We start from the raw sequence: 17,759 nt of genomic DNA on the forward strand, positions 1-17,759 counted from the left end.
AGTTCCTTCGTACGATCCGGAGGAAGCGGTGAAACGGCTCCTGATCGCGCTTGTCGTCGCGATCCCGTTCATCGTCGCGATCCTCGCGGTACCGGTGGTGCGGCCGGGCGCCGCCGACCCCAAGGTCGCCCTCCCAGGTGGGAAGGCCAACTGGGTGGTCGCCGTCGGCGGTCTGCAGACCGCTGCGATCAACCGGTACTCCAACTGGGTTCGCCTCGGCTCCTACGTGTTCGCCACGGACGGCACGGTGAAAGCGACCTGGTGGAGCTGGAGTATGCGCGACCGACCGGGGCCTGCACAGGTCGCCGCCGCTTTCCAGGCGGCACCCAGTGGCGGTTTCACGGGAGACTATGAGTACGACGCGAACGGCGAACTGACCGTGAACTGGACCCGCGACGCGGCCGGCGCCCCGCGCGCGACGCTGACCGAGCACTGGGACGTGTTCGAGCCCGACGGCAAGCTCGCCCGAGTCAGCAGCAGAACCTTCGACGGGCCGGCCGGGCCTGTCCCGCTCGCCGCCCCGAACACCTTCTCCAACTACTCCGCCACCGTCGGCATCGGCTACGGCAGCAACGCGCCGATCGACCCGAAGAGCGTGGGCGCTCGGCCGGCTGACGGGACGCAGTACACCGGCACTTTCGTGACTGCCCTGGGAGGTTCGGTCTCGCGCCTACCGGTCGGGTGCCAGGATGTGGCGGCCTGTGGTCGAACCCTCGATCACGTCCAGTCGATGCTGCCGGTGGTCGACGACGACGGGAGGTTTCACGGATGGGTCGGGGTGGAGACGACCTCGCACCTGGATCCGCAGACACAGCAACCGGATCAGGGATACTCGCGGGCTGTCTGGGCAGTCCTCGACCTGGTGGCTCCGGACGTCGGTAAGGGATCGCGGTAGGGGGCGGATCGGGGATTTTCAGGGTGCTACCTAACACCCCTTTCGATATATCGTTCCGTTTCATGGAGAACCTGCCCGACCGCCCGCACCCGCACGCCCATCTGCGGGCGTCCGACATCGACCGCGACCAGGTCGTCGACGTACTGCGGGATGCGCTGATGTCGGGCCGGTTGTCGCAGGAGGAGCACTCCGAGCGGCTGGAGCAGACGCTGCAGGCGAAGACGCTGGGCGAGCTCGAGCCGATCACGCGGGACCTGATCGTCCCCGGCACGCAGCCGCCGGCGTCGCAGCCGTCGACCCAGCTCGCGCGGCCGGTGTCGAACGGCCCGGTGCCGATCGAGGAGCCGGTCAACCCGGAGAACAGCTTCGACACGATGGTGGCGATCTTCGGCGGCGGCGAGCGCAAGGGCCGCTGGCGGGTGAAGCGCCGTACCAACGCCTTCGCGGTGTTCGGCGGGCACGACCTGGACATGACCGACGCGGTGTTCGAGGGCCGCGAGGTGACGATCTACGCGTTCGCGGTGTTCGGCGGGATCGACATCACCGTGCCGGAGGGGGTCACGGTTCGGAACGAGGGCGTCGGCATCTTCGGGGGCTTCGGCGCCCGTGGCAGCGACGACCCGCACCCGGACGCGCCGGTGGTCGTGGTGAAGGGGCTCGCGCTGTTCGGCGGCGTCGGCGGTCAGTCCTCCGCGAAACGCCACGGGCGCAGGCACAAGGGCAAGGGCCACCACGAGCTCCACTGAGGTGACTGCCGGCGGTCTTGGCGCTGGTTGGCGGGCGCTCAGATCCAGGTCTTGAACCACATCCGGCTGAGCCAGTCCGGGTGGGGAAGCACCTTGTCGGTGAGGATCGGCCAGATGTAGGCGAAGTTCAGCACCACGAGGACGACGAACGCGCCGACCACCGCGCTGCCGATCAGCCGGCGTGGAGACGCCGTACCGAGGGCCGCGCGCGCCGGGCCGAGGATCTTGCCGAGGACGAGCGCGACCGCCATCACCGTGAACGGGATCATCGTCACGGCGTAGAAGAAGAAGATCGGTCTGGTGTCGAAGCCGAACCACGGCACCCAGCAGGTGACGAACCCGACGAGGGGTACGCCGTACCGCCAGTCGCGGCTGCCTATCCACAGGACCAGGGCGGCGATCAGCGCGAGCGCACCGCCCCACCAGAGGATCGGCGTGCCGAGGGCAGAGATCACCTGCAGGCAGTTGGTACCGGCGGGCGGGTTGCAGCCCGGCGTCCCCGGTTTGATGTCGTTGACCGCGTCGAAGCCGATCGGGCGGGCGATGATCGGCCAGCCCGCCGGGTTCGACTGGTACGGGTGGGTGGCGTGCTTGATGTAGTCGCCGGTGTGGAACGCCAGGACTTCCTGGTGGTAGTGGATGAGCGACCGGAAGTCGTCGGGCACGACCTTCATCACGCCGTGCGCGGGGTTGCTGGCCGCCCAGTTGTGGTCGTACGCGTTGTCGTGCAGCAGCCAGCCGGTCCAGGTGGCGACGTACGTGATGCCGGCGACCAGGATCAGGCTGAGGAAGGCCGGTATGCCGTCGACGATCGCGGACTTCACGAATGCGAACCGGACACCGAGCGAGCGCCGGGCGCCGTAGTCCCACGCGAAGGCGAGGACGCCGAACGCGGCGAGCGTCCAGACCGCCGACCACTTGGTGCCGAGTGCGAGGCCGAAGCAGATGCCGGCCGCGATCCGCCACGGGCGGATGAGCAGCCAGCGGCCCATCCGGCCGGGCTCGGTCGCCTGGTCGAGAGAGTCCGCGAGCCGACGGCGGGTCCAGTCCCGGTCGGCGACCAGGCAGGAGACCGCGGCGACCAGCCAGAACGCGAGGAAGATGTCGAGCAGCGCGACCCGGGACATCACGAAGTGCAGGCCGTCGACGGCGAGCAGCAGGCCGGCGATCGAGCCGATCAACGTCGAGCGGGTCATCCGGCGGACGGTCCGGATCAGCAGCAGCACGGTCAGGGTGCCGAACAGGGCCGGCATGAACCGCCAGCCGAACGTGTCCATCCCGAACAGCTTCTCGCCGGCCGCGATCATCCACTTGCCGACCTCGGGGTGCACGGTCAGGCTCGGGGTCGGCTTGAACACGTCCAGGTTGCCGCTCAGGATCGCCTTGTCGGCGGCTCCCTCGGGCTGGTCGATGAACTGCCGCGCGTAACCGAACTTGAGCAGGCTGTAGGCGTCCTTGGCGTAGTACGTCTCGTCGAAGACGAACTTCACCGGGGTGCTGAGGTGCCAGAACCGGAGGATCCCGGCCACGATCGTGATCACCAGCGTCGCGATCCACCCACCGTCGGCGTCCTTCGGCATCGCCGGGTACAACCGCTCCTTGAGCGGCGGCAACCGTCTCCCGAGCACGTCCCGCCCGAGCGTCTCCAGCCCGTCGCCGGCGTCGTCCCGCCGAGCAGTCCCGTCCTCGATCACAGCAGCCACGCGAGCCATCGTACGGACGCCCCGGTACCACCGTCTCCCCCCGCCTGTGGAAAACCGGAACCGCCCGCCCCGAACCTCCTACAATCAGTCACATGAGCACGCCCCGCGACGAACTCCACGCCCTGATCGACGAACTGCCCGACGAAGCCGCGGCGGAGCTCGTGCCGGACATGCGGGAGATCCTCAAGCATCGCCTGGAGATGCGTCGCCGCCGGGCAACCGAGCCGCGGCCGTGGCCTCCGTCGTGGTTCGGCGCCGGTGCCGGCAGCCGCCCTGACACCGCCCGGCGGAGTGAAGAGATCCTGCGGGACGAGCTCGGCCGGCCCGAGTGATCGTCGTCGACACCGGCCCCCTCGTCGCGGCGGTGCTGTACAACGACGATGACCATCGAGCCTGCGTCGATCTGTTCGCGGCGGCCCACCTCAACCGCGAGCAGTTGGTCGTACCGAGCCTGGTGATCACCGAGGTCTGCTACCTCATTCAGCGTGAGTTGGGTGCGAAGATCGAGGCCGATTTCGTGGCATCGCTGGCGGCCGGAGACTTCGCGGTCGCCGAATGTGAGTCCGAGCTCGAGCGGATCGCTGACTTGATGCACAGGTACGCCGACATGCCGCTGGGGGTTGCGGACGCGTCAGTGGTCGCCGTTGCAGAGGCCTTGGGGGCCCGGGAGGTGGCGACGCTGGATCGGCGGCATTTCAGTGTTGTGCGGCCGCGACACGTCGACTCGTTCGTCCTCCTCCCATGACCGGGCGACTGGTGTTGGCGGGGACGCCTATTGGGGATGTTTCGGATGCTTCGGGGCGGTTGGGGCGGGTTTTGGGGGCGGCGGATGTGGTTGCGGCGGAGGATACGCGGCGGTTGCGGAGGCTGACGGGGGAGTTGGGGATCTCGACGCGGGGGCGTGTGGTCAGTTACTTCGAGGGGAATGAGCGGGAGCGGACTCCGGAGTTGCTGCAAGCGCTGGTTGACGGGTTGACCGTGGTGGTGGTGACCGACGCGGGGATGCCGAGTGTGTCGGATCCGGGGTATCGGTTGGTGGCCGCGGCGATCGAGGCGGGGGTTGAGGTGACCGCAGTGCCGGGGCCGTCGGCGGTGCTGACGGCGTTGGCGTTGAGCGGGTTGCCGGTGGACCGGTTCACGTTCGAGGGGTTCCTGCCGCGGAAGGGTGGCGAGCGGGGCCGGCGGCTCGGTGAGCTGGCCGAGGAGCCGCGGACGATGGTGTTCTTCGAGGCGCCACACCGGTTGACCGCCTCGCTGGAAGCGATGGGTGACGCGTTCGGCGCGGATCGGCGGGCGGCGGTGTGCCGGGAGTTGACCAAGACGTACGAAGAGGTGAAGCGAGGACCGCTCGACGAGCTCGTGACCTGGTCGAAGGACGGCGTACGAGGGGAGATCACGGTCGTGGTCGCCGGCGCCGATCCCGACCGCACGATGACTCCGGAGCAGCTGGCCGCCGAGGTCGCGACCGACGAAGCGGCCGGTACGCCGCGCAAGCAGGCGATCGCCGACGTCGCCAAGCGCTACAACGTGCCGAAACGGACCGTGTACGACGCCGTACTGGCCGCCCGAGACCCTGGTAACTGAGACTGGAGTCCGGCACTACCCTTTAGGCATGTCCGAGAAGGCCTATTACGCCACCACCCCGATCTACTACGTCACGGCCGCGCCGCACATCGGCAGCGCGTACACCACCGTGGCCGGGGACGTCCTGACCCGCTGGCACGCCCAGCGCGGCGAGCGCAAGTGGTACCTGACGGGTACCGACGAGCACGGCGAGAAGGTGCTGCGCAGCGCGCAGGCCCAGGGCATGTCGCCGCAGGACTGGACCGACAAGCTGGTCGAGGAGGCCTGGAAGCCGGCCTGGGTCGACGTCGACATCGCGTACGACGACTTCATCCGCACCACCGAGCCGCGGCACACCGAGCGGGTCCAGGAGTTCGTCCAGGCGCTCTACGACCAGGGCGACGTCTACCAGGGCGAGTACGAGGGCCTGTACTGCGTCGGCTGCGAGGAGTTCAAGCTCCCCGCCGACATCCGCACCGGCGAGGACGGCACCCAGCTGTGCATGATCCACGGCACGGCGCTGGAGACGGTCTCCGAGACCAACTACTTCTTCCGGCTCTCGGCGTACGCCGACAAGCTCCTCGAGCTGTACGAGTCGCACCCGGAGTTCGTCGCCCCGAGCAGCGCCCGCAACGAGGTGATCGCGTTCGTCAAGCAGGGCTTGCAGGACCTGTCGATCACCCGCTCGACGTTCGACTGGGGTATCCCGGTCCCGTGGGACAAGGACCACGTCCTCTACGTCTGGGTCGACGCCCTGCTCAACTACGCCACCGCCGCCGGGTACGGCGCCGACCCGGAGCGGTTCGCGAGCCTGTGGCCGGCCGACGTGCACCTGGTCGGCAAGGACATCCTCCGCTTCCACGCGGTGATCTGGCCGGCGATGCTGATCGCAGCCGGCGTACCGGTCCCGAAGCAGGTGTTCGCGCACGGCTGGCTGCTGGTCGGCGGCGAGAAGATGAGCAAGTCGAAGCTGACCGCGATCGCGCCGCACGAGATCACCGACCACTTCGGCTCGGACGCCTTCCGGTACTACTTCCTCCGCACGATCCAGTTCGGATCGGACGGCTCGTTCTCCTGGGAGCACCTGAGCGCGGTCTACACCTCCGAGCTCGCCAACGGCCTGGGCAACCTGGCCAGCCGGATCGCGGCGATGGTCGGCAAGTACTTCGACGGCGCGCTGCCGGAGCCGACCGACCACGGACCGGCCGAGCAGGCGCTCGCCGACAAGCTCGCGCAGACGGTCGCGGCCGCGGACAAGGCGATCGACACGCTCGCCTTCCAGGACGCGCTGACCGCGATCAACGAGCTGGTCGGTGCGGTCAACGGCTACGTCACCGAGCAGGAGCCGTGGAAGGTGGCGAAGGACGACTTCCAGCGGGACCGTCTCGCCACGATCCTGTACTCCGCCGCCGAGGTACTGCGCGCGGTCGCCGTGCTGCACAACCCGACGATGCCGAAGTCGTCCGCGAAGCTCTGGACGCTCCTCGGCGCCGAGGAGAAGCTGGGCGCGCTGAGCGACCAGCGCGTCCAGGACGCCGGCACGTGGGGCCAGCTCCCGCCCGGCGCCACCCTCACCAAGGGCGACGCGCTGTTCCCGCGGCTCGAAGAGTCCTAAACCGCCGCCGTCGCGTGGTACAGCGCGGCGGCCTGGGTCCGCGTGGCCACGTCCAGTTTCGTCAGGATGTTGGCCACGTGGAACTTCACCGTCGACTCGCTGATGTGCAGGTCGTCGGCGATGGACCGGTTGCGCCCGCCCTCGGCCAGCCGCTCGAGCACCTCGAGCTCACGAGCACCGAGGGCGGCCAACGGATCCGAGGTGATGGTCTGCGGGCCTGACTCGGCCCGGATCGTGACCCGCGCGGTGATGCCCCAGCCGGGGACGGCGTCCAGGTCGAGGTCGCCCTCGTGCAGACGGAGCCGCTCGGACAGCTGACCCAGGTCGAGCACGTTCGCCATCAGGCCCGGGCCGTCGTCGCGGACGGTCGCCTGCAGCTCGACGCCGGTCCACTGCCAGCCGACCCGGATCCTGGTCAGGCGATCCTGGGTGAGCATCGCGAGCACGACGGCGCGTACGGCGACCCGGCCGGCGTGTGCGACACCGCCGGGGATCAGCCGATCGTTGCCGGGGGCATCGAGCTCGAGCTCCACCGGGCCGCGCCGGAGCAGCGCGCGGAGCGAGTCCGCGAGGCGGTCGAACGCCTTGCCGACGGGTTCCTCGCCGCTGCAGACGCGGTCCAGCTGGGTGTCGCTCCGGAGCTCCGCCAGCCCGTTCAAGGCCAGCTCGACCGCCATCGTCCGGGCGGACGCGTCGTCGATCCGCTGGTTGCGCAGTACCCCGAGCAGAGTCGCGAGGGCCGCGGTGTGCGCCTCCCCGAGCTCGGCCGCGAGGTCGACGCGGGCGGCCGCGACGGCCCGGTTCTGAGCGATCGCACCGGGCTCCCGCTCGAGGGTCAGTCGGTACATGTGCGCGGTGATGACATCCCACAACGCCTGCAGTGCCGCGACGGGGAGCACCTGGTCGGCGTCGGTGAGGATGAAGACGACGACCGAGCCGCGCGGGGCCCGGTCGCTGGCGATCGCGAGCACCGGGTGCGTGGACCCGGCGATACTCGTCTCTCCCTGCCAGGCATGGCCGGCCGTCACAGTCGCCAGCAAAGCGGCCAGGTCGGCGCCGGTGACGGCCGACGCCAAGGCCGGATCACCGTGCGCGGTGACCGGGGTCGACGCGCACTGCGACGCGAGTTGAGCGACCGCGCGGTGCGGGACCAGCTCGGCCGTCGCAGCCGAGAGCCGGACCAGAAGCTCCTCCGGTGGCCCGTCGATGACCTGCACCGCCGACGCCAACAGCTCGGCTTCCATCCGCACCTCCTGCATGGCTCTGAGCGTACGTGGGTGCCCGCGGGACCCGGCCCGCCTTTCGGACGGTGGACAACTGTCCGATCGGCCAGTCGGGAACACCGAGCCGCCGGGCAGCATTTGATTGTAGCAACAACCAATTCATGGAGGCGGACGGAATGCAAGCGGTGGTCTTCGAGGAGTTCGGCGGTCCTGAGGTGCTGACGGTCCAGGAGGTGCCGGAGCCGCACGCCGGGCCCGGCCAGGTCCGCATCAAGGTGCACGCGGCCGGGGTGAACCCGATCGACTTCAAGGTGCGCCGCGGTTACACCAAGGGCTTCATCGACCCGGTGTTCCCGGCCATCCCGGGGCTGGAGGTGGCCGGTGTGGTCGACGAGGCCGGCGAGGGCGCCGGCTTCGCGGTCGGCGACGAGGTGGTCGGCTGGTCCGACGGCGGTTCGTACGCCGAGTACGCGATCGCCGGCGACGTGGCTCGCAAGCCGGCGGGCGTGAGCTGGGCGCAGGCGGTCGGCGTACCGGTCGCCGGCGCGACGGCCCAGCGCGTGCTGGATCTGTTGAAGGTGAAGTCCGGCGAGACGATCCTGATCCACGGCGCCGCCGGCGCGGTCGGCTCGGTCGCGACCCAGCTCGCCAAGCTCGCGGGGCTGACGGTGGTCGGTACGGCGTCGCCGAAGAACCACGAGTTCCTCCGCGGCCTCGGTGCGATCCCGGTGGAGTACGGCGATGGGCTGGTCGAGCGGGTCCGCGAGGCTGCGCCGCAGGGTGTGGACGCGGTCTTCGACACCGCCGGGCAGGGCGGTCTGCAGGAGTCGATCGAGCTGCGGGGCGGCACCGACCGGATCGTCACGATCGCCGACTTTGCCGCGGCCGAGCTCGGGATCGAGGTCTCCGCGGTCGGCACGGCAACCCCCGACGAGGTCCGCAGTACCCTCGCCGCCCAGCTCCAGGCGGTTGCCGACGGCAAACTGACGATCCGCGTCGCCGAAACCTTCCCCCTCCCCGACGCCGCCAAAGCCCAAGAACTGAGCGAAGGCGGCCACCCCCAAGGCAAACTCGTCCTGACGCCGTAAACCCGTTGGTGGTGCGGTCGGCTGGTCTTACAGTCGGCCGCATGACCAATGTCCTCAGTGCTGTTGCCTGGCCGTATGCGAACGGGCCCAGGCATATCGGCCATGTGTCCGGCTTCGGTGTGCCCTCCGATGTTTTCAGCCGGTACCTGCGGATGGCTGGTCACGACGTGCTGATGGTCTCCGGGACGGACGAGCACGGTACGCCGATCCTCGTGCAGGCCGAGCAGGAAGGCGTCTCGCCGCGCGAGCTCGCGGACCGGTACAACCGGGTCATCGTCGAGGATCTGCACAGCCTCGGCCTGTCGTACGACCTGTTCACCCGGAGCACGACCCGCAACCACTACGCCGTCGCGCAGGAACTCTTCAAAACCGTGCACCGCAACGGGTTCCTGATCACCAAGACCAGTCAGGGCGCGATCTCGCCGTCCACCGGACGGACGCTGCCGGACCGCTACATCGAAGGCACCTGCCCGATCTGTGGGTACGACGGCGCGCGCGGCGACCAGTGCGACCACTGCGGGAACCAGCTGGACGCGGTCGACCTGATCAACCCGCACAGCCGGATCAACGGCGAGCAGCCGGTGTTCGTGCCGACCGAGCACTTCTTCCTCGACCTGCCCGCGCTGGCCGACCAGCTCGGAGGCTGGCTGCAGACCCGCACCGGCTGGCGGCCGAACGTGCTGAAGTTCGCCCTCAACCTGCTCGGCGACGTCCGCCCGCGGGCGATGACCCGCGACCTCGACTGGGGGATCCCGGTCCCGCTCCCGGGCTGGGCGGAGAACCCGAACAAGCGGCTCTACGTCTGGTTCGACGCGGTCATCGGCTACCTGTCCGCGAGCATCGAGTGGGCCCGCCGGACCGGCGACCCGGACGCCTGGCGGAAGTGGTGGACCGATCCGTCCGCGGAGTCGTACTACTTCATGGGCAAGGACAACATCACCTTCCACGCCCAGATCTGGCCGGCCGAGCTACTCGCGTACAACCGGTCGCCCGGGGAGTACGGCGTACTCAACCTGCCGACCGAGGTGGTCAGCAGCGAGTTCCTGACCCAGGAGGGCAAGAAGTTTTCGTCGTCTAGGTCAGTCGTGATCTACGTCCGGGACGTGCTTGAGCGGTACGGACCGGACGCGCTGCGGTACTTCCTCTCGGTCGCCGGACCGGAGACGCAGGACACCGACTTCACCTGGTCCGAGTTCGTCCGCCGGAACAACGACGAGCTGGTCGGCACCTGGGGCAACCTGGTCAACCGGACCGCGTCGATGATCGCCAAGTCCTTCGGGGCGATTCCTGCCGCCGGGGAGCTGACGTCCGCCGATCATCAGCTGCTTGCCGGTAGCAAGGAAGCCTTCACCACGGTCGGCGAGCATCTGCGGCATCATCGGCTGCGCGCCGCGGTGAGTGCGGCGATGCGGAATGCGGCCGAGGCGAACCAGTACCTCTCGCAGCAGGCGCCGTGGAAGGAGACGGACCTCCGGCGGAAGGGCACGATTCTGCATGTCGCGGCGCAGGTGGTGGCTGACAGCAACTGCCTGCTGAGCCCTGTGCTGCCCCACGGTGCCCAGCGAGTGCACGAGGCCCTCGGTGGGACCGGTGAGTTGCTCCCGCAGCCGGAGATCCGTGAGGTGCAGGATCTCGACGGTGGGCCGGCGTACCCGATCATCACCGGAGATTACGCAGTGCAACCGCGGTGGGAGTCGGTGCCGGTGGTGGCGGGTACGCCGGTGCCGCCGCCGACGCCGGTGTTCGCCAAGCTCGGGCCCGAGGTGGTCGAGGAGGAACTGGCGCGTTTGTACAAGCGCGAAGGGTGAGAGCGGTCGTACGGTCGAACCATGACTGGTTACGTGGCAACAGCGGAGACGGATATCGAGGCGACTCCGGCGCAGGTGTGGCAGGTGCTGACCGACCCGGAGCAGCTGAAGGAGCTGTGGTTCGGCGCCGAGGTGGCGACGGACTGGCAGGTCGGGAGCCCGATCACCTGGACTGGTGAGTGGGAGGGCAAGCCGTACCAGGACAAGGGCGAGATCCTGGCGGTCGAGCCGGAGCGGTTGCTCGAGCTCACCCACTACAGCCCGCTGACCGGGCAGCCCGACGTACCGGAGAACTACCACAAGCTCACCTACGAGCTGACCGGCAGCACGCACCTGAAGCTGTCGCAGGACAACAACGGCAGTGAGGACGAGGCCAAGCACTCCCAGGAGATGTGGGAGATGCTCGTGGCCAAGGTGAAAGCGGCCGCCGAGGGCTAGACGAGGGCGGAGGCGCGGGGAAGGTCGACAACTCAGTAATCTGAGCCGTATGGCTGATGGTGTGGAGGTGGATCGCCCGACGCGCGAGCGGGCCGCGGTGGGGGAGGACGGGCGGTCCCGGGACCGGAGCCGGCCTGCGGTCCCGGACCCGTTGCCAATGAGCGTGGTCGACGCGCACTGCCACCTCGACATCGCCGACGGCGAGGACGGCGCGTGGCTGAGCCCGGCCGAAGCGATCAAGCTGGCCGGCTCGGTCGGCGTGACCCGGATCGTCCAGGTCGGCTGCGACCTGCCCGGCGCGGTGTGGGCGGTCGAGGCGGCCACGCAGTACCCGAACCTGATCGCCGGCGTCGCCCTGCACCCGAACGAGGCGCCACGGCTGAAGGAAGCCGGCGAGCTCGACAGCGCGCTGGCCGAGATCGAGCGGCTCGCGGCCGGTAATGCGAAGGTCCGGGTGATCGGGGAGACCGGGCTGGACTACTTCCGGACCGGTGCGGACGGGCGGGCCGCCCAGCACGAGTCGTTCGCGGCGCACATCGAGCTCGCGAAGCGGCTGGACAAGACGCTGATGATCCACGACCGGGACGCGCACGAGGACATCCTGCGGATCCTGGACCGCGAGGGCGTGCCGGACAGGCTCGTCATGCACTGCTTCTCCGGCGACACCGAGTTCGCCCGCGAGTGCGTGAACCGCGGTGCGTTCCTGAGCTTCGCCGGCGTGGTGACGTTCAAGAACGCGCAGTCGCTGCGGGACGCGCTCGCGGTGACGCCGATGGACCGGATCCTGGTCGAGACGGACGCGCCGTACCTGACGCCGTCGCCGTACCGCGGGAAACCGAACGCGTCGTACCTGATCCCGCACACGGTCCGGAAGATGGCGGACGTCCTGAACATCTCGGTCGCCGAGCTCTGCGCGGCCCTGAACGACAACGCGAACCGCGCCTTCGGTGGCCCGTGGTAACCGTCCTCACCGACGCCGACATCCGGTCCCAACTGAGCCCTGCGGACGCGGTCGCCTGGATGCGAGAGGCGGTCCGTGCGGCCCACACCGGGCAGCTGCGGACCCCACCCAGGGCGTCCACGGACCTCGGCGCGGGCAGGCTGATCTTCACCACCGGCGCGTTGGAGGGGGAGTGGTACGGCTACCGGTCGTACGACTCCTTCAACACAGTCCCGGGCCAGCAAGTGGTCATCATCCACGACTGGCATTCGGGCGAGGTCCGAGGCATTGCCCTCGGCAACGAACTCGGTCCGCGGCGGGTCGGTGCCATCGGCGGGCTGGCAGTAGAAACCCTCACCCAACCCACCGCTCGGACCCTCGGCATCATCGGCTCCGGCACGCAGGCCTTCACTCAGCTCTGGGCGATCGCGGCAGTCCGGCAACTGTCAGACATTCGTGTCTACAGCCGGCATCACGAGGGACGAATCGCCTTTGTGACAAGAGCTTTTGAGGACCTAGGGCTGTCCGTAACGGCGGTGGACTCTGCTCGAGCCGCCGTCGAGGGGGCTGAGGTGGTGGTGCTTGCGACCAACAGTGCACGGCCGGTGATCGACCCGGGGTGGATTGCTGACGGGGCGTTTGTGACCACGCTCGGACCGAAGCAGGTCGGCCGCGCCGAGTTCGGGCCGGAGTTGATTGATCGGGCGGACCTCGTCGTGACGGACTCGTTGCAACAGACGCATGCGTACGACCCGCCGTACGTCCTCGCCGGTACCCCTCAGCATGATCGGATGGTCAGCCTTGGCGAGGTGCTCGACAACCCGCCGGCGAGGCAGACGGTCGTGTTCTGCTCGGTCGGGCTGGCGGGTACCGAGGCCTTCCTGCTGGCGCGACTTCTGGAGAGTGCAGATGGAGTTCAGTGACGTCGTACGCCGACGCCGCATGGTCCGGAACTACGACCCGGACCGCCCCGTCCCCGCCGAGCTCCGCGAACGCATCCTGGAGAACGGTCTCCGGGCTCCGTCCGGGGGTTTCACGCAGGGCTGGGCGTTCCTGACCCTGGAGGGCGACGACCGCGAGCGCTACTGGCGGATCGCGGCCGAGAACCCGGACGAGAAGTATGTGGAATGGCTCACAGGCCTCCGGCGGGCGCCGCTGCTGATTCTCGCCTTCGCGCACAAGGACGCGTACCTCGATCGGTACACCGAGCCGGACAAGGGTTGGACCGACCGCGACGAGGGCCACTGGACCGCGCCGTACTGGTACGTCGACACCGGGATGGCCGTCCTGCTGATGCTCCAGACAGTCGTCGACGAAGGCCTGGGAGCCTGCTTTTTCGGGCCTCCCGCGGAGAAAGTGGGCCGGCTGCTGAAGGAGTTCGGCGTGCCCGAGGGGTACGACCTGATCGGGTTGCTGTCGGTCGGGTACCGGGCGCCCGACAAGCGGTCGCCGTCGCTGAAAAGAGGGCGCCGGACGACCGCCGAAGTGGTGCATCGCGGCCACTGGGGCAATCACTGGGCGTAAATGGCCCGTTACACCTTTTTACGACTCGCCGACCAGAGGATTGGCGCTTCCGCGACTTCTTCGTTATGGTCCCGTGATATTGGCCGGGATCGGGGAAGATTCCGGGCAGCACGCCCCTCGGCGTCGACCATGGGTGCCAGGCGATCAGCCTGGAGTCCGCGGCCGGTGCCAGTGCTGCCCGACCTCGTGCCCGGGTAGCCCTACCTGGGAGCGTTAGTGCGTAAGTCCATCATCGTGGCCGTCGGTGCGGCGGCCGCGTTCGCCGTCGCTGGCGGCTCGGTGGCCTATGCGGCCAAGAGCAAGACCGTGAGTGTCTCCGTCGACGGCCAGGTGCGGAAGGTGCACACCTTCGGCTCCACCGTGGCAGACGCCCTGAAGGCCGAGAAGGTTCAGTTCGGTGACCACGACCTGGTCGCGCCGAGCGCGGACTCGAAGCTGAAGGACGGCCAGGAGATCTCGGTGCAGTACGGTCGGCAGCTCACCGTCAACGCCGACGGCACCAAGAAGTCCTACTGGACCACGGCCGACAGCGTGAACGAGGCGCTCGCCGACCTCGGTCTGCGCTACGACGGCGCGATCCTCTCCACCAGCCGGAGCGCGCCCCTCGGGCGGCAGGGCCTGGAGCTGATCGTGAAGACGCCGAAGACCGTGCAGATCGTGCACCAGGGCAAGACCGTGACGATCAAGTCGCTGGCCGGCACCGTCGGCGAGGCCCTGACCGAGGCGAAGGTCCGCTGGGACTCCGACGACCGGATCACCCCGGCCGCCGCGACCCCGCTGAAGCTCGGTGCGAACACGATCAGCTTCGTGCAGGTCGTGCAGAAGCAGGTCACCAAGACCGTCGCGATCGCGCACGGCACCGACGAGACCAAGTCGGCGACGCTGCTCGAGGGCACCAAGAAGACCACGACCAAGGGCACCGACGGCTCGAAGACGGTCACGTACCTGTACACCTACCTGGACGGCAAGCTGTCGGCCAGCAAGGTGGTTGGGTCGAAGGTCGTCACCGCGCCGGTCGACGAACTGGTCACGGTCGGCACCAAGCCGAAGCCGGACGTGCCGACGACCGACCAGACGAGCACGCCGCCGTCGACCGGTGGTTCGGGTGCCTGGGACCGGATCGCCGCGTGCGAGTCCGGTGGCAACTGGGCCGCGAACACCGGCAACGGGTACTACGGCGGTCTCCAGTTCGACCACGGCACCTGGGCGGCCTACGGCGGGACGGCGTACGCCAACAACGCCAACGGCGCGTCCAAGGCGCAGCAGATCGCGATCGCGGAGAAGGTCAAGGCCGACCGCGGTGGTTACGGCGCCTGGCCGGTCTGCGGCAAGAAGGCCTGAGCGGCCTGCCAGACTGACGGGGTGAGCTCGTCAGATTCCTCCACGTCCGCCGGACCGAGACTTCTCGGTCCGGCGGACGTGCGTTCGCTGGCCGCCGCCCTCGGGGTGCGGCCGACGAAGCAGCGCGGCCAGAACTTCGTCATCGACCCGAACACGGTCCGCCGGATCGTCCGCGCCGCCGAACTCGACGAGGCCGAGACGGTTCTCGAGGTCGGGCCCGGGCTGGGGTCGCTGACGCTGGCGCTGCTCGCGGCGGGACACCGGGTCACCGCGGTCGAGATCGATCCGCTGCTCGCGCAGGCGCTGCCGTCGACGATCGCGACGTACGCGCCGGAGCAGGCCGACCGGCTGACCGTGGTCGAGGCGGACGCGATGGACGTCGGTCCGGATGAGATCGGTTCGCCGACTGCCTGCGTGGCGAACCTGCCGTACAACGTCGCCGTACCCGTGCTGCTCCATCTCCTGCAGGTGTCGCCGACCATGCGGCACGGGCTGGTGATGGTGCAGTCCGAGGTCGCCGACCGGCTCGCGGCCGGTCCGGGTTCGCGGACGTACGGCGTACCGTCGGCCAAGGCAGCCTGGTACGCCGACGTGCGACGCGCCGGGCCGATCGGCCGGAACGTGTTCTGGCCGGCGCCCAACGTCGACTCCGGGCTGGTCGCCTTCGCACGCCGCGAACCGCCGGAGACGACCGCGAGCCGCGAGGAGGTGTTCGCGGTGATCGAGGCCGCGTTCTCGCAACGCCGGAAGACGATCCGGTCCGCGCTGGCCCGCTGGATGCCGGACCGCGACCGCCTCGACGAGGTCTTCCGGGCCACCGGCATCGACTCCCGGCTCCGGGGCGAGATGCTCGGGATCACAGACTTCGCCGCCCTCGCCGGTGCAGCACGAGAGGTGTAAGGCACTAGCCTGTGCGACGTGCCACCTTCCGCTGAGGTCACGGTGCGAGCGCCGGCCAAGATCAACCTGGGTCTGTCGGTCGGTCCGCCGCGCCCGGACGGCTTCCACCCGGTCGCGACCGTCTACCAAGCCGTTGCCCTGTACGACGATGTCACGGCGGTACTGCGGGACGATGACGGTGACGTCTCGGTCGAGGTGGTCGGCGACTTCGCGAACGACGTACCGACCGGCGAGACGAACCTCGCGGTGAAGGCGGCGCGGCTGCTGCAGGCGGAGTACGACGTGGACGAGGGCGTCGACCTGACCATCCGGAAGACGATTCCGGTGGCCGGCGGGATGGCCGGCGGATCCACCGACGCGGCCGCGACCCTGGTGGCGTGCAATCGGTTGTGGGGCCTGCAGTTGTCGCAGAGCGAGCTGCAGCACCACGCAGCGGAGCTCGGCAGCGACGTACCGTTCTGCCTGGTCGGCCACACCGCGCTCGGGCAGGGCCGTGGCGAGCAGGTCACCGAGGTGATGTCGCGCGGCACGTTCCACTGGGTGTTCGCGATCGCCGACGGCGGGCTGCCGACGCCGGACGTGTACCGCGAGCTGGACCGGATGCGCCCGCTCCGCCGGGTCGAGGCGCCGAAGGTCCGCGCCGAGCTGCTCTCCGCGCTGCTGTCCGGCCAGCCCGGCGCGCTCGCGGTTGCCCTCAGCAACGACCTCCAGGACGCCGCACTCTCGCTCCGCCCCGAGCTCAGCGACACTCTGCGCTTCGGCCTCGAACAAGGCGCCCTGGCCGCCCAGATCTCCGGCTCCGGCCCCACCTGCCTCTTCCTCGCCGCCGACAGCCGCAGCGCCGTCGACCTGGCCGTAGAACTGGCCGAATCCGGCCTCTGCCGCATGGTCCGCCAAGCCGAAGCCCCCGTCCCCGGGGCGCGCATCCTCCCGGCCATCGTGAGTAGGTAGTAGCCTTAGCTAAGTGGACTAAGGAGGTCTTCGATGAGCGAGCTCATGTACAACATCCATGAGGCGAAGACGCAGCTGTCGCGCATCGTCGAACGGGTGGAGCACGGCGAGACCGTGATCATCAGCCGGGCCGGGCGTCCGGTCGCGAAAGTGGTGCCGCTGACCGAGGTCCGTCGGCGCAGCGGCCGAGGCTCGCTGGCCGGCCGGATCAGTTACAGCGAGGACTGGGACTCACCGGAGGTCAACCAGGAGATCGCCGATCTGTTCGGAATGCCGTGACCGAGTCGGCCGATACGGGATTGCTGCTGGACAGTCACGTGCTGCTGTGGTGGCTCTCCGACGCCGATGACCTGTCCGCTGAGTTGAAGGAGCGGATCGACACGGAGCTTGTGGTCTGCTTCAGTGCGGCGAGCGTCTGGGAGCTGTCGATCAAGGAGGCCGCGGGCAAGCTGGAGGTGCCGGGCGACTTTGCCGAGGCGCTCGAGCACAGCGGCCTGATCGAGTTGCCGGTCCGCCGTGTACACGGGCCGGTGGCCGGTCGGTTGCCGGCCATCCATCGAGACCCGTTCGATCGCATGCTGGTCGCCCAGGCACTGGTCGAAGATCTGGCCCTGGTCACCAGAGATCGGTTCGTCCAGCGCTACGACGTCCAGACGGTCAAGGCCTGATTGACTCTGGGGTTGGTGGGGCCAGGGATTTGTCTACCTCTTCGATGATGGAGATGCCCTGGGCGCCGTCGAGGCGGTGGTAGGACTCGGAGAGGGTCAGGGTGCCTTCGGGGGTCCAGTGGGGGGTGCTGGTGACCTGGCCGGCGGTGACGGTGCCGTCGGTCGCCAGTTGGCAGTAGGTGGCGGTGATGACGCCGTTGGCGTCGCAGGTGCCGACCAGGCGGCCGAAGTGCAGGCGGCCACCGCCGAAGTCGGCCCAGATCAGGTTGCCGTTCTGGTGGTAGCGGCCGGTGGGGGAGTTGGGTGGGTTACCGAGCGGCCGGAAGATGCGGCCGTCGTAGTTGGGCACGTCCATC

General features: G+C 69.0%; 20 protein-coding genes. 17 read left to right on the top strand and 3 right to left on the bottom strand.

From position 1 onward, the window contains the following. The first annotated feature begins 28 nt into the window (after nt 1-28). On the top strand, nt 29-895 hold the full coding sequence (locus AB0E69_RS06015) for a hypothetical protein (protein ID WP_360140224.1): 867 nt from the start codon (nt 29-31) through the stop codon (nt 893-895). A 62-nt stretch (nt 896-957) separates the two neighbouring features. Continuing rightward, complete coding sequence (locus AB0E69_RS06020) at nt 958-1,641, top strand: DUF1707 domain-containing protein (protein WP_360140227.1); 684 nt, start codon at nt 958-960, stop codon at nt 1,639-1,641. Nucleotides 1,642-1,679: 38 nt separating this feature from the next. On the opposite strand, the gene AB0E69_RS06025 is transcribed toward AB0E69_RS06020, so the two are convergent. Then, nucleotides 1,680-3,221, bottom strand: a complete 1,542-nt coding sequence (locus tag AB0E69_RS06025; RefSeq protein ID WP_360140429.1) for a phospholipid carrier-dependent glycosyltransferase — start codon at nt 3,219-3,221, stop codon at nt 1,680-1,682. Nucleotides 3,222-3,436: 215 nt separating this feature from the next. Between AB0E69_RS06025 and AB0E69_RS06030 the strand changes: the two genes are divergently transcribed. From AB0E69_RS06030 to metG (AB0E69_RS06045), 4 genes are read left to right on the top strand one after another with little or no spacing between them, the layout of a single operon-like run. Next, on the top strand, nt 3,437-3,676 hold the full coding sequence (locus AB0E69_RS06030) for a hypothetical protein (protein WP_360140230.1): 240 nt from the start codon (nt 3,437-3,439) through the stop codon (nt 3,674-3,676). Further along, nucleotides 3,673-4,089 (top strand): PIN domain-containing protein, encoded by a 417-nt coding sequence (locus tag AB0E69_RS06035; protein WP_360140233.1) that lies wholly within the window; start codon nt 3,673-3,675, stop codon nt 4,087-4,089. The genes AB0E69_RS06030 and AB0E69_RS06035 overlap by 4 nt, the downstream gene beginning before the upstream one ends. After that, nucleotides 4,086-4,928: a 16S rRNA (cytidine(1402)-2'-O)-methyltransferase gene (gene rsmI, locus AB0E69_RS06040; RefSeq protein ID WP_360140236.1), complete on the top strand. Its 843-nt coding sequence runs from the start codon at nt 4,086-4,088 to the stop codon at nt 4,926-4,928. The genes AB0E69_RS06035 and rsmI overlap by 4 nt, the downstream gene beginning before the upstream one ends. A 28-nt stretch (nt 4,929-4,956) precedes the next feature. Beyond that, nucleotides 4,957-6,522 carry a methionine--tRNA ligase gene (gene metG / locus AB0E69_RS06045; RefSeq protein ID WP_360140239.1) on the top strand — a complete coding sequence of 522 codons (1,566 nt, stop codon included), beginning with the start codon at nt 4,957-4,959 and terminating at the stop codon, nt 6,520-6,522. Here the strand turns inward: metG (AB0E69_RS06045) and AB0E69_RS06050 are convergent. Continuing rightward, entirely contained in the window at nt 6,519-7,781 is a 1,263-nt protein-coding gene (locus tag AB0E69_RS06050; RefSeq protein WP_360140242.1) for a LuxR C-terminal-related transcriptional regulator, read from the bottom strand. The two genes, metG (AB0E69_RS06045) and AB0E69_RS06050, sit on opposite strands and share 4 nt — an antisense overlap. Before the next feature lie 125 nt (nt 7,782-7,906). Here AB0E69_RS06050 and AB0E69_RS06055 point away from each other — a divergent pair, with 125 nt between their 5' ends. From AB0E69_RS06055 to AB0E69_RS06105, 11 genes are all read left to right on the top strand, one after another. Next, complete coding sequence (locus AB0E69_RS06055) at nt 7,907-8,833, top strand: NADP-dependent oxidoreductase (protein WP_360140245.1); 927 nt, start codon at nt 7,907-7,909, stop codon at nt 8,831-8,833. A gap of 41 nt (nt 8,834-8,874) precedes the next feature. Then, nucleotides 8,875-10,641, top strand: coding sequence for a methionine--tRNA ligase (metG, locus tag AB0E69_RS06060; RefSeq protein ID WP_360140248.1), 1,767 nt, complete (start codon nt 8,875-8,877; stop codon nt 10,639-10,641). A 21-nt stretch (nt 10,642-10,662) separates the two neighbouring features. Then, on the top strand, nt 10,663-11,079 hold the full coding sequence (locus tag AB0E69_RS06065; RefSeq protein ID WP_360140251.1) for an SRPBCC domain-containing protein: 417 nt from the start codon (nt 10,663-10,665) through the stop codon (nt 11,077-11,079). Between the two features lie 49 nt (nt 11,080-11,128). Beyond that, complete coding sequence (locus tag AB0E69_RS06070; RefSeq protein ID WP_360140254.1) at nt 11,129-12,040, top strand: TatD family hydrolase; 912 nt, start codon at nt 11,129-11,131, stop codon at nt 12,038-12,040. Continuing rightward, nucleotides 12,034-12,942, top strand: coding sequence for a hypothetical protein (locus AB0E69_RS06075; protein WP_360140257.1), 909 nt, complete (start codon nt 12,034-12,036; stop codon nt 12,940-12,942). The genes AB0E69_RS06070 and AB0E69_RS06075 overlap by 7 nt, the downstream gene beginning before the upstream one ends. After that, nucleotides 12,929-13,543, top strand: a complete 615-nt coding sequence (locus AB0E69_RS06080) for a nitroreductase family protein (RefSeq protein WP_360140261.1) — start codon at nt 12,929-12,931, stop codon at nt 13,541-13,543. Before AB0E69_RS06075 ends, AB0E69_RS06080 begins: the two co-directional genes overlap by 14 nt. Nucleotides 13,544-13,759: 216 nt before the next feature. Next, complete coding sequence (locus AB0E69_RS06085; RefSeq protein WP_360140264.1) at nt 13,760-14,884, top strand: ubiquitin-like domain-containing protein; 1,125 nt, start codon at nt 13,760-13,762, stop codon at nt 14,882-14,884. A gap of 21 nt (nt 14,885-14,905) precedes the next feature. Beyond that, the gene (rsmA, locus tag AB0E69_RS06090; RefSeq protein ID WP_360140267.1) at nt 14,906-15,784 is read left to right on the top strand and encodes a 16S rRNA (adenine(1518)-N(6)/adenine(1519)-N(6))-dimethyltransferase RsmA; all 879 of its coding nucleotides are present in this window, start codon (nt 14,906-14,908) and stop codon (nt 15,782-15,784) included. Nucleotides 15,785-15,802: 18 nt separating this feature from the next. Further along, on the top strand, nt 15,803-16,735 hold the full coding sequence (locus tag AB0E69_RS06095; protein ID WP_360140270.1) for a 4-(cytidine 5'-diphospho)-2-C-methyl-D-erythritol kinase: 933 nt from the start codon (nt 15,803-15,805) through the stop codon (nt 16,733-16,735). 33 nt (nt 16,736-16,768) lie between these two features. Further along, on the top strand, nt 16,769-17,014 hold the full coding sequence (locus AB0E69_RS06100) for a type II toxin-antitoxin system prevent-host-death family antitoxin (protein WP_360140273.1): 246 nt from the start codon (nt 16,769-16,771) through the stop codon (nt 17,012-17,014). Then, nucleotides 17,011-17,403 carry a type II toxin-antitoxin system VapC family toxin gene (locus AB0E69_RS06105; RefSeq protein ID WP_360140276.1) on the top strand — a complete coding sequence of 131 codons (393 nt, stop codon included), beginning with the start codon at nt 17,011-17,013 and terminating at the stop codon, nt 17,401-17,403. Before AB0E69_RS06100 ends, AB0E69_RS06105 begins: the two co-directional genes overlap by 4 nt. On the opposite strand, the gene AB0E69_RS06110 is transcribed toward AB0E69_RS06105, so the two are convergent. Beyond that, entirely contained in the window at nt 17,393-17,758 is a 366-nt protein-coding gene (locus AB0E69_RS06110) for a hypothetical protein (RefSeq protein ID WP_360140279.1), read from the bottom strand. The two genes, AB0E69_RS06105 and AB0E69_RS06110, sit on opposite strands and share 11 nt — an antisense overlap. Nucleotide 17,759 lies beyond the last annotated feature (1 nt).

It is taken from the genome of Kribbella sp. NPDC026611, assembly GCF_040638345.1.
GTDB lineage: Bacteria > Actinomycetota > Actinomycetes > Propionibacteriales > Kribbellaceae > Kribbella.

What these genes read in the sequence shown, in the direction of transcription:
- AB0E69_RS06020 (WP_360140227.1), top strand. Translation starts at nt 958, where the DNA reads ATGGAGAACCTGCCCGACCGCCCGCACCCGCACGCCCATCTGCGGGCG.
- AB0E69_RS06025 (WP_360140429.1), bottom strand. Translation starts at nt 3,221, where the DNA reads ATGCCGAAGGACGCCGACGGTGGGTGGATCGCGACGCTGGTGATCACG.
- AB0E69_RS06030 (WP_360140230.1), top strand. Translation starts at nt 3,437, where the DNA reads ATGAGCACGCCCCGCGACGAACTCCACGCCCTGATCGACGAACTGCCC.
- rsmI (WP_360140236.1), top strand. Translation starts at nt 4,086, where the DNA reads ATGACCGGGCGACTGGTGTTGGCGGGGACGCCTATTGGGGATGTTTCG.
- metG (WP_360140239.1), top strand. Translation starts at nt 4,957, where the DNA reads ATGTCCGAGAAGGCCTATTACGCCACCACCCCGATCTACTACGTCACG.
- AB0E69_RS06050 (WP_360140242.1), bottom strand. Translation starts at nt 7,781, where the DNA reads ATGCAGGAGGTGCGGATGGAAGCCGAGCTGTTGGCGTCGGCGGTGCAG.
- AB0E69_RS06055 (WP_360140245.1), top strand. Translation starts at nt 7,907, where the DNA reads ATGGAGGCGGACGGAATGCAAGCGGTGGTCTTCGAGGAGTTCGGCGGT.
- metG (WP_360140248.1), top strand. Translation starts at nt 8,875, where the DNA reads ATGACCAATGTCCTCAGTGCTGTTGCCTGGCCGTATGCGAACGGGCCC.
- AB0E69_RS06065 (WP_360140251.1), top strand. Translation starts at nt 10,663, where the DNA reads ATGACTGGTTACGTGGCAACAGCGGAGACGGATATCGAGGCGACTCCG.
- AB0E69_RS06070 (WP_360140254.1), top strand. Translation starts at nt 11,129, where the DNA reads ATGGCTGATGGTGTGGAGGTGGATCGCCCGACGCGCGAGCGGGCCGCG.
- AB0E69_RS06080 (WP_360140261.1), top strand. Translation starts at nt 12,929, where the DNA reads ATGGAGTTCAGTGACGTCGTACGCCGACGCCGCATGGTCCGGAACTAC.
- AB0E69_RS06100 (WP_360140273.1), top strand. Translation starts at nt 16,769, where the DNA reads ATGAGCGAGCTCATGTACAACATCCATGAGGCGAAGACGCAGCTGTCG.
- AB0E69_RS06110 (WP_360140279.1), bottom strand. Translation starts at nt 17,758, where the DNA reads ATGGACGTGCCCAACTACGACGGCCGCATCTTCCGGCCGCTCGGTAAC.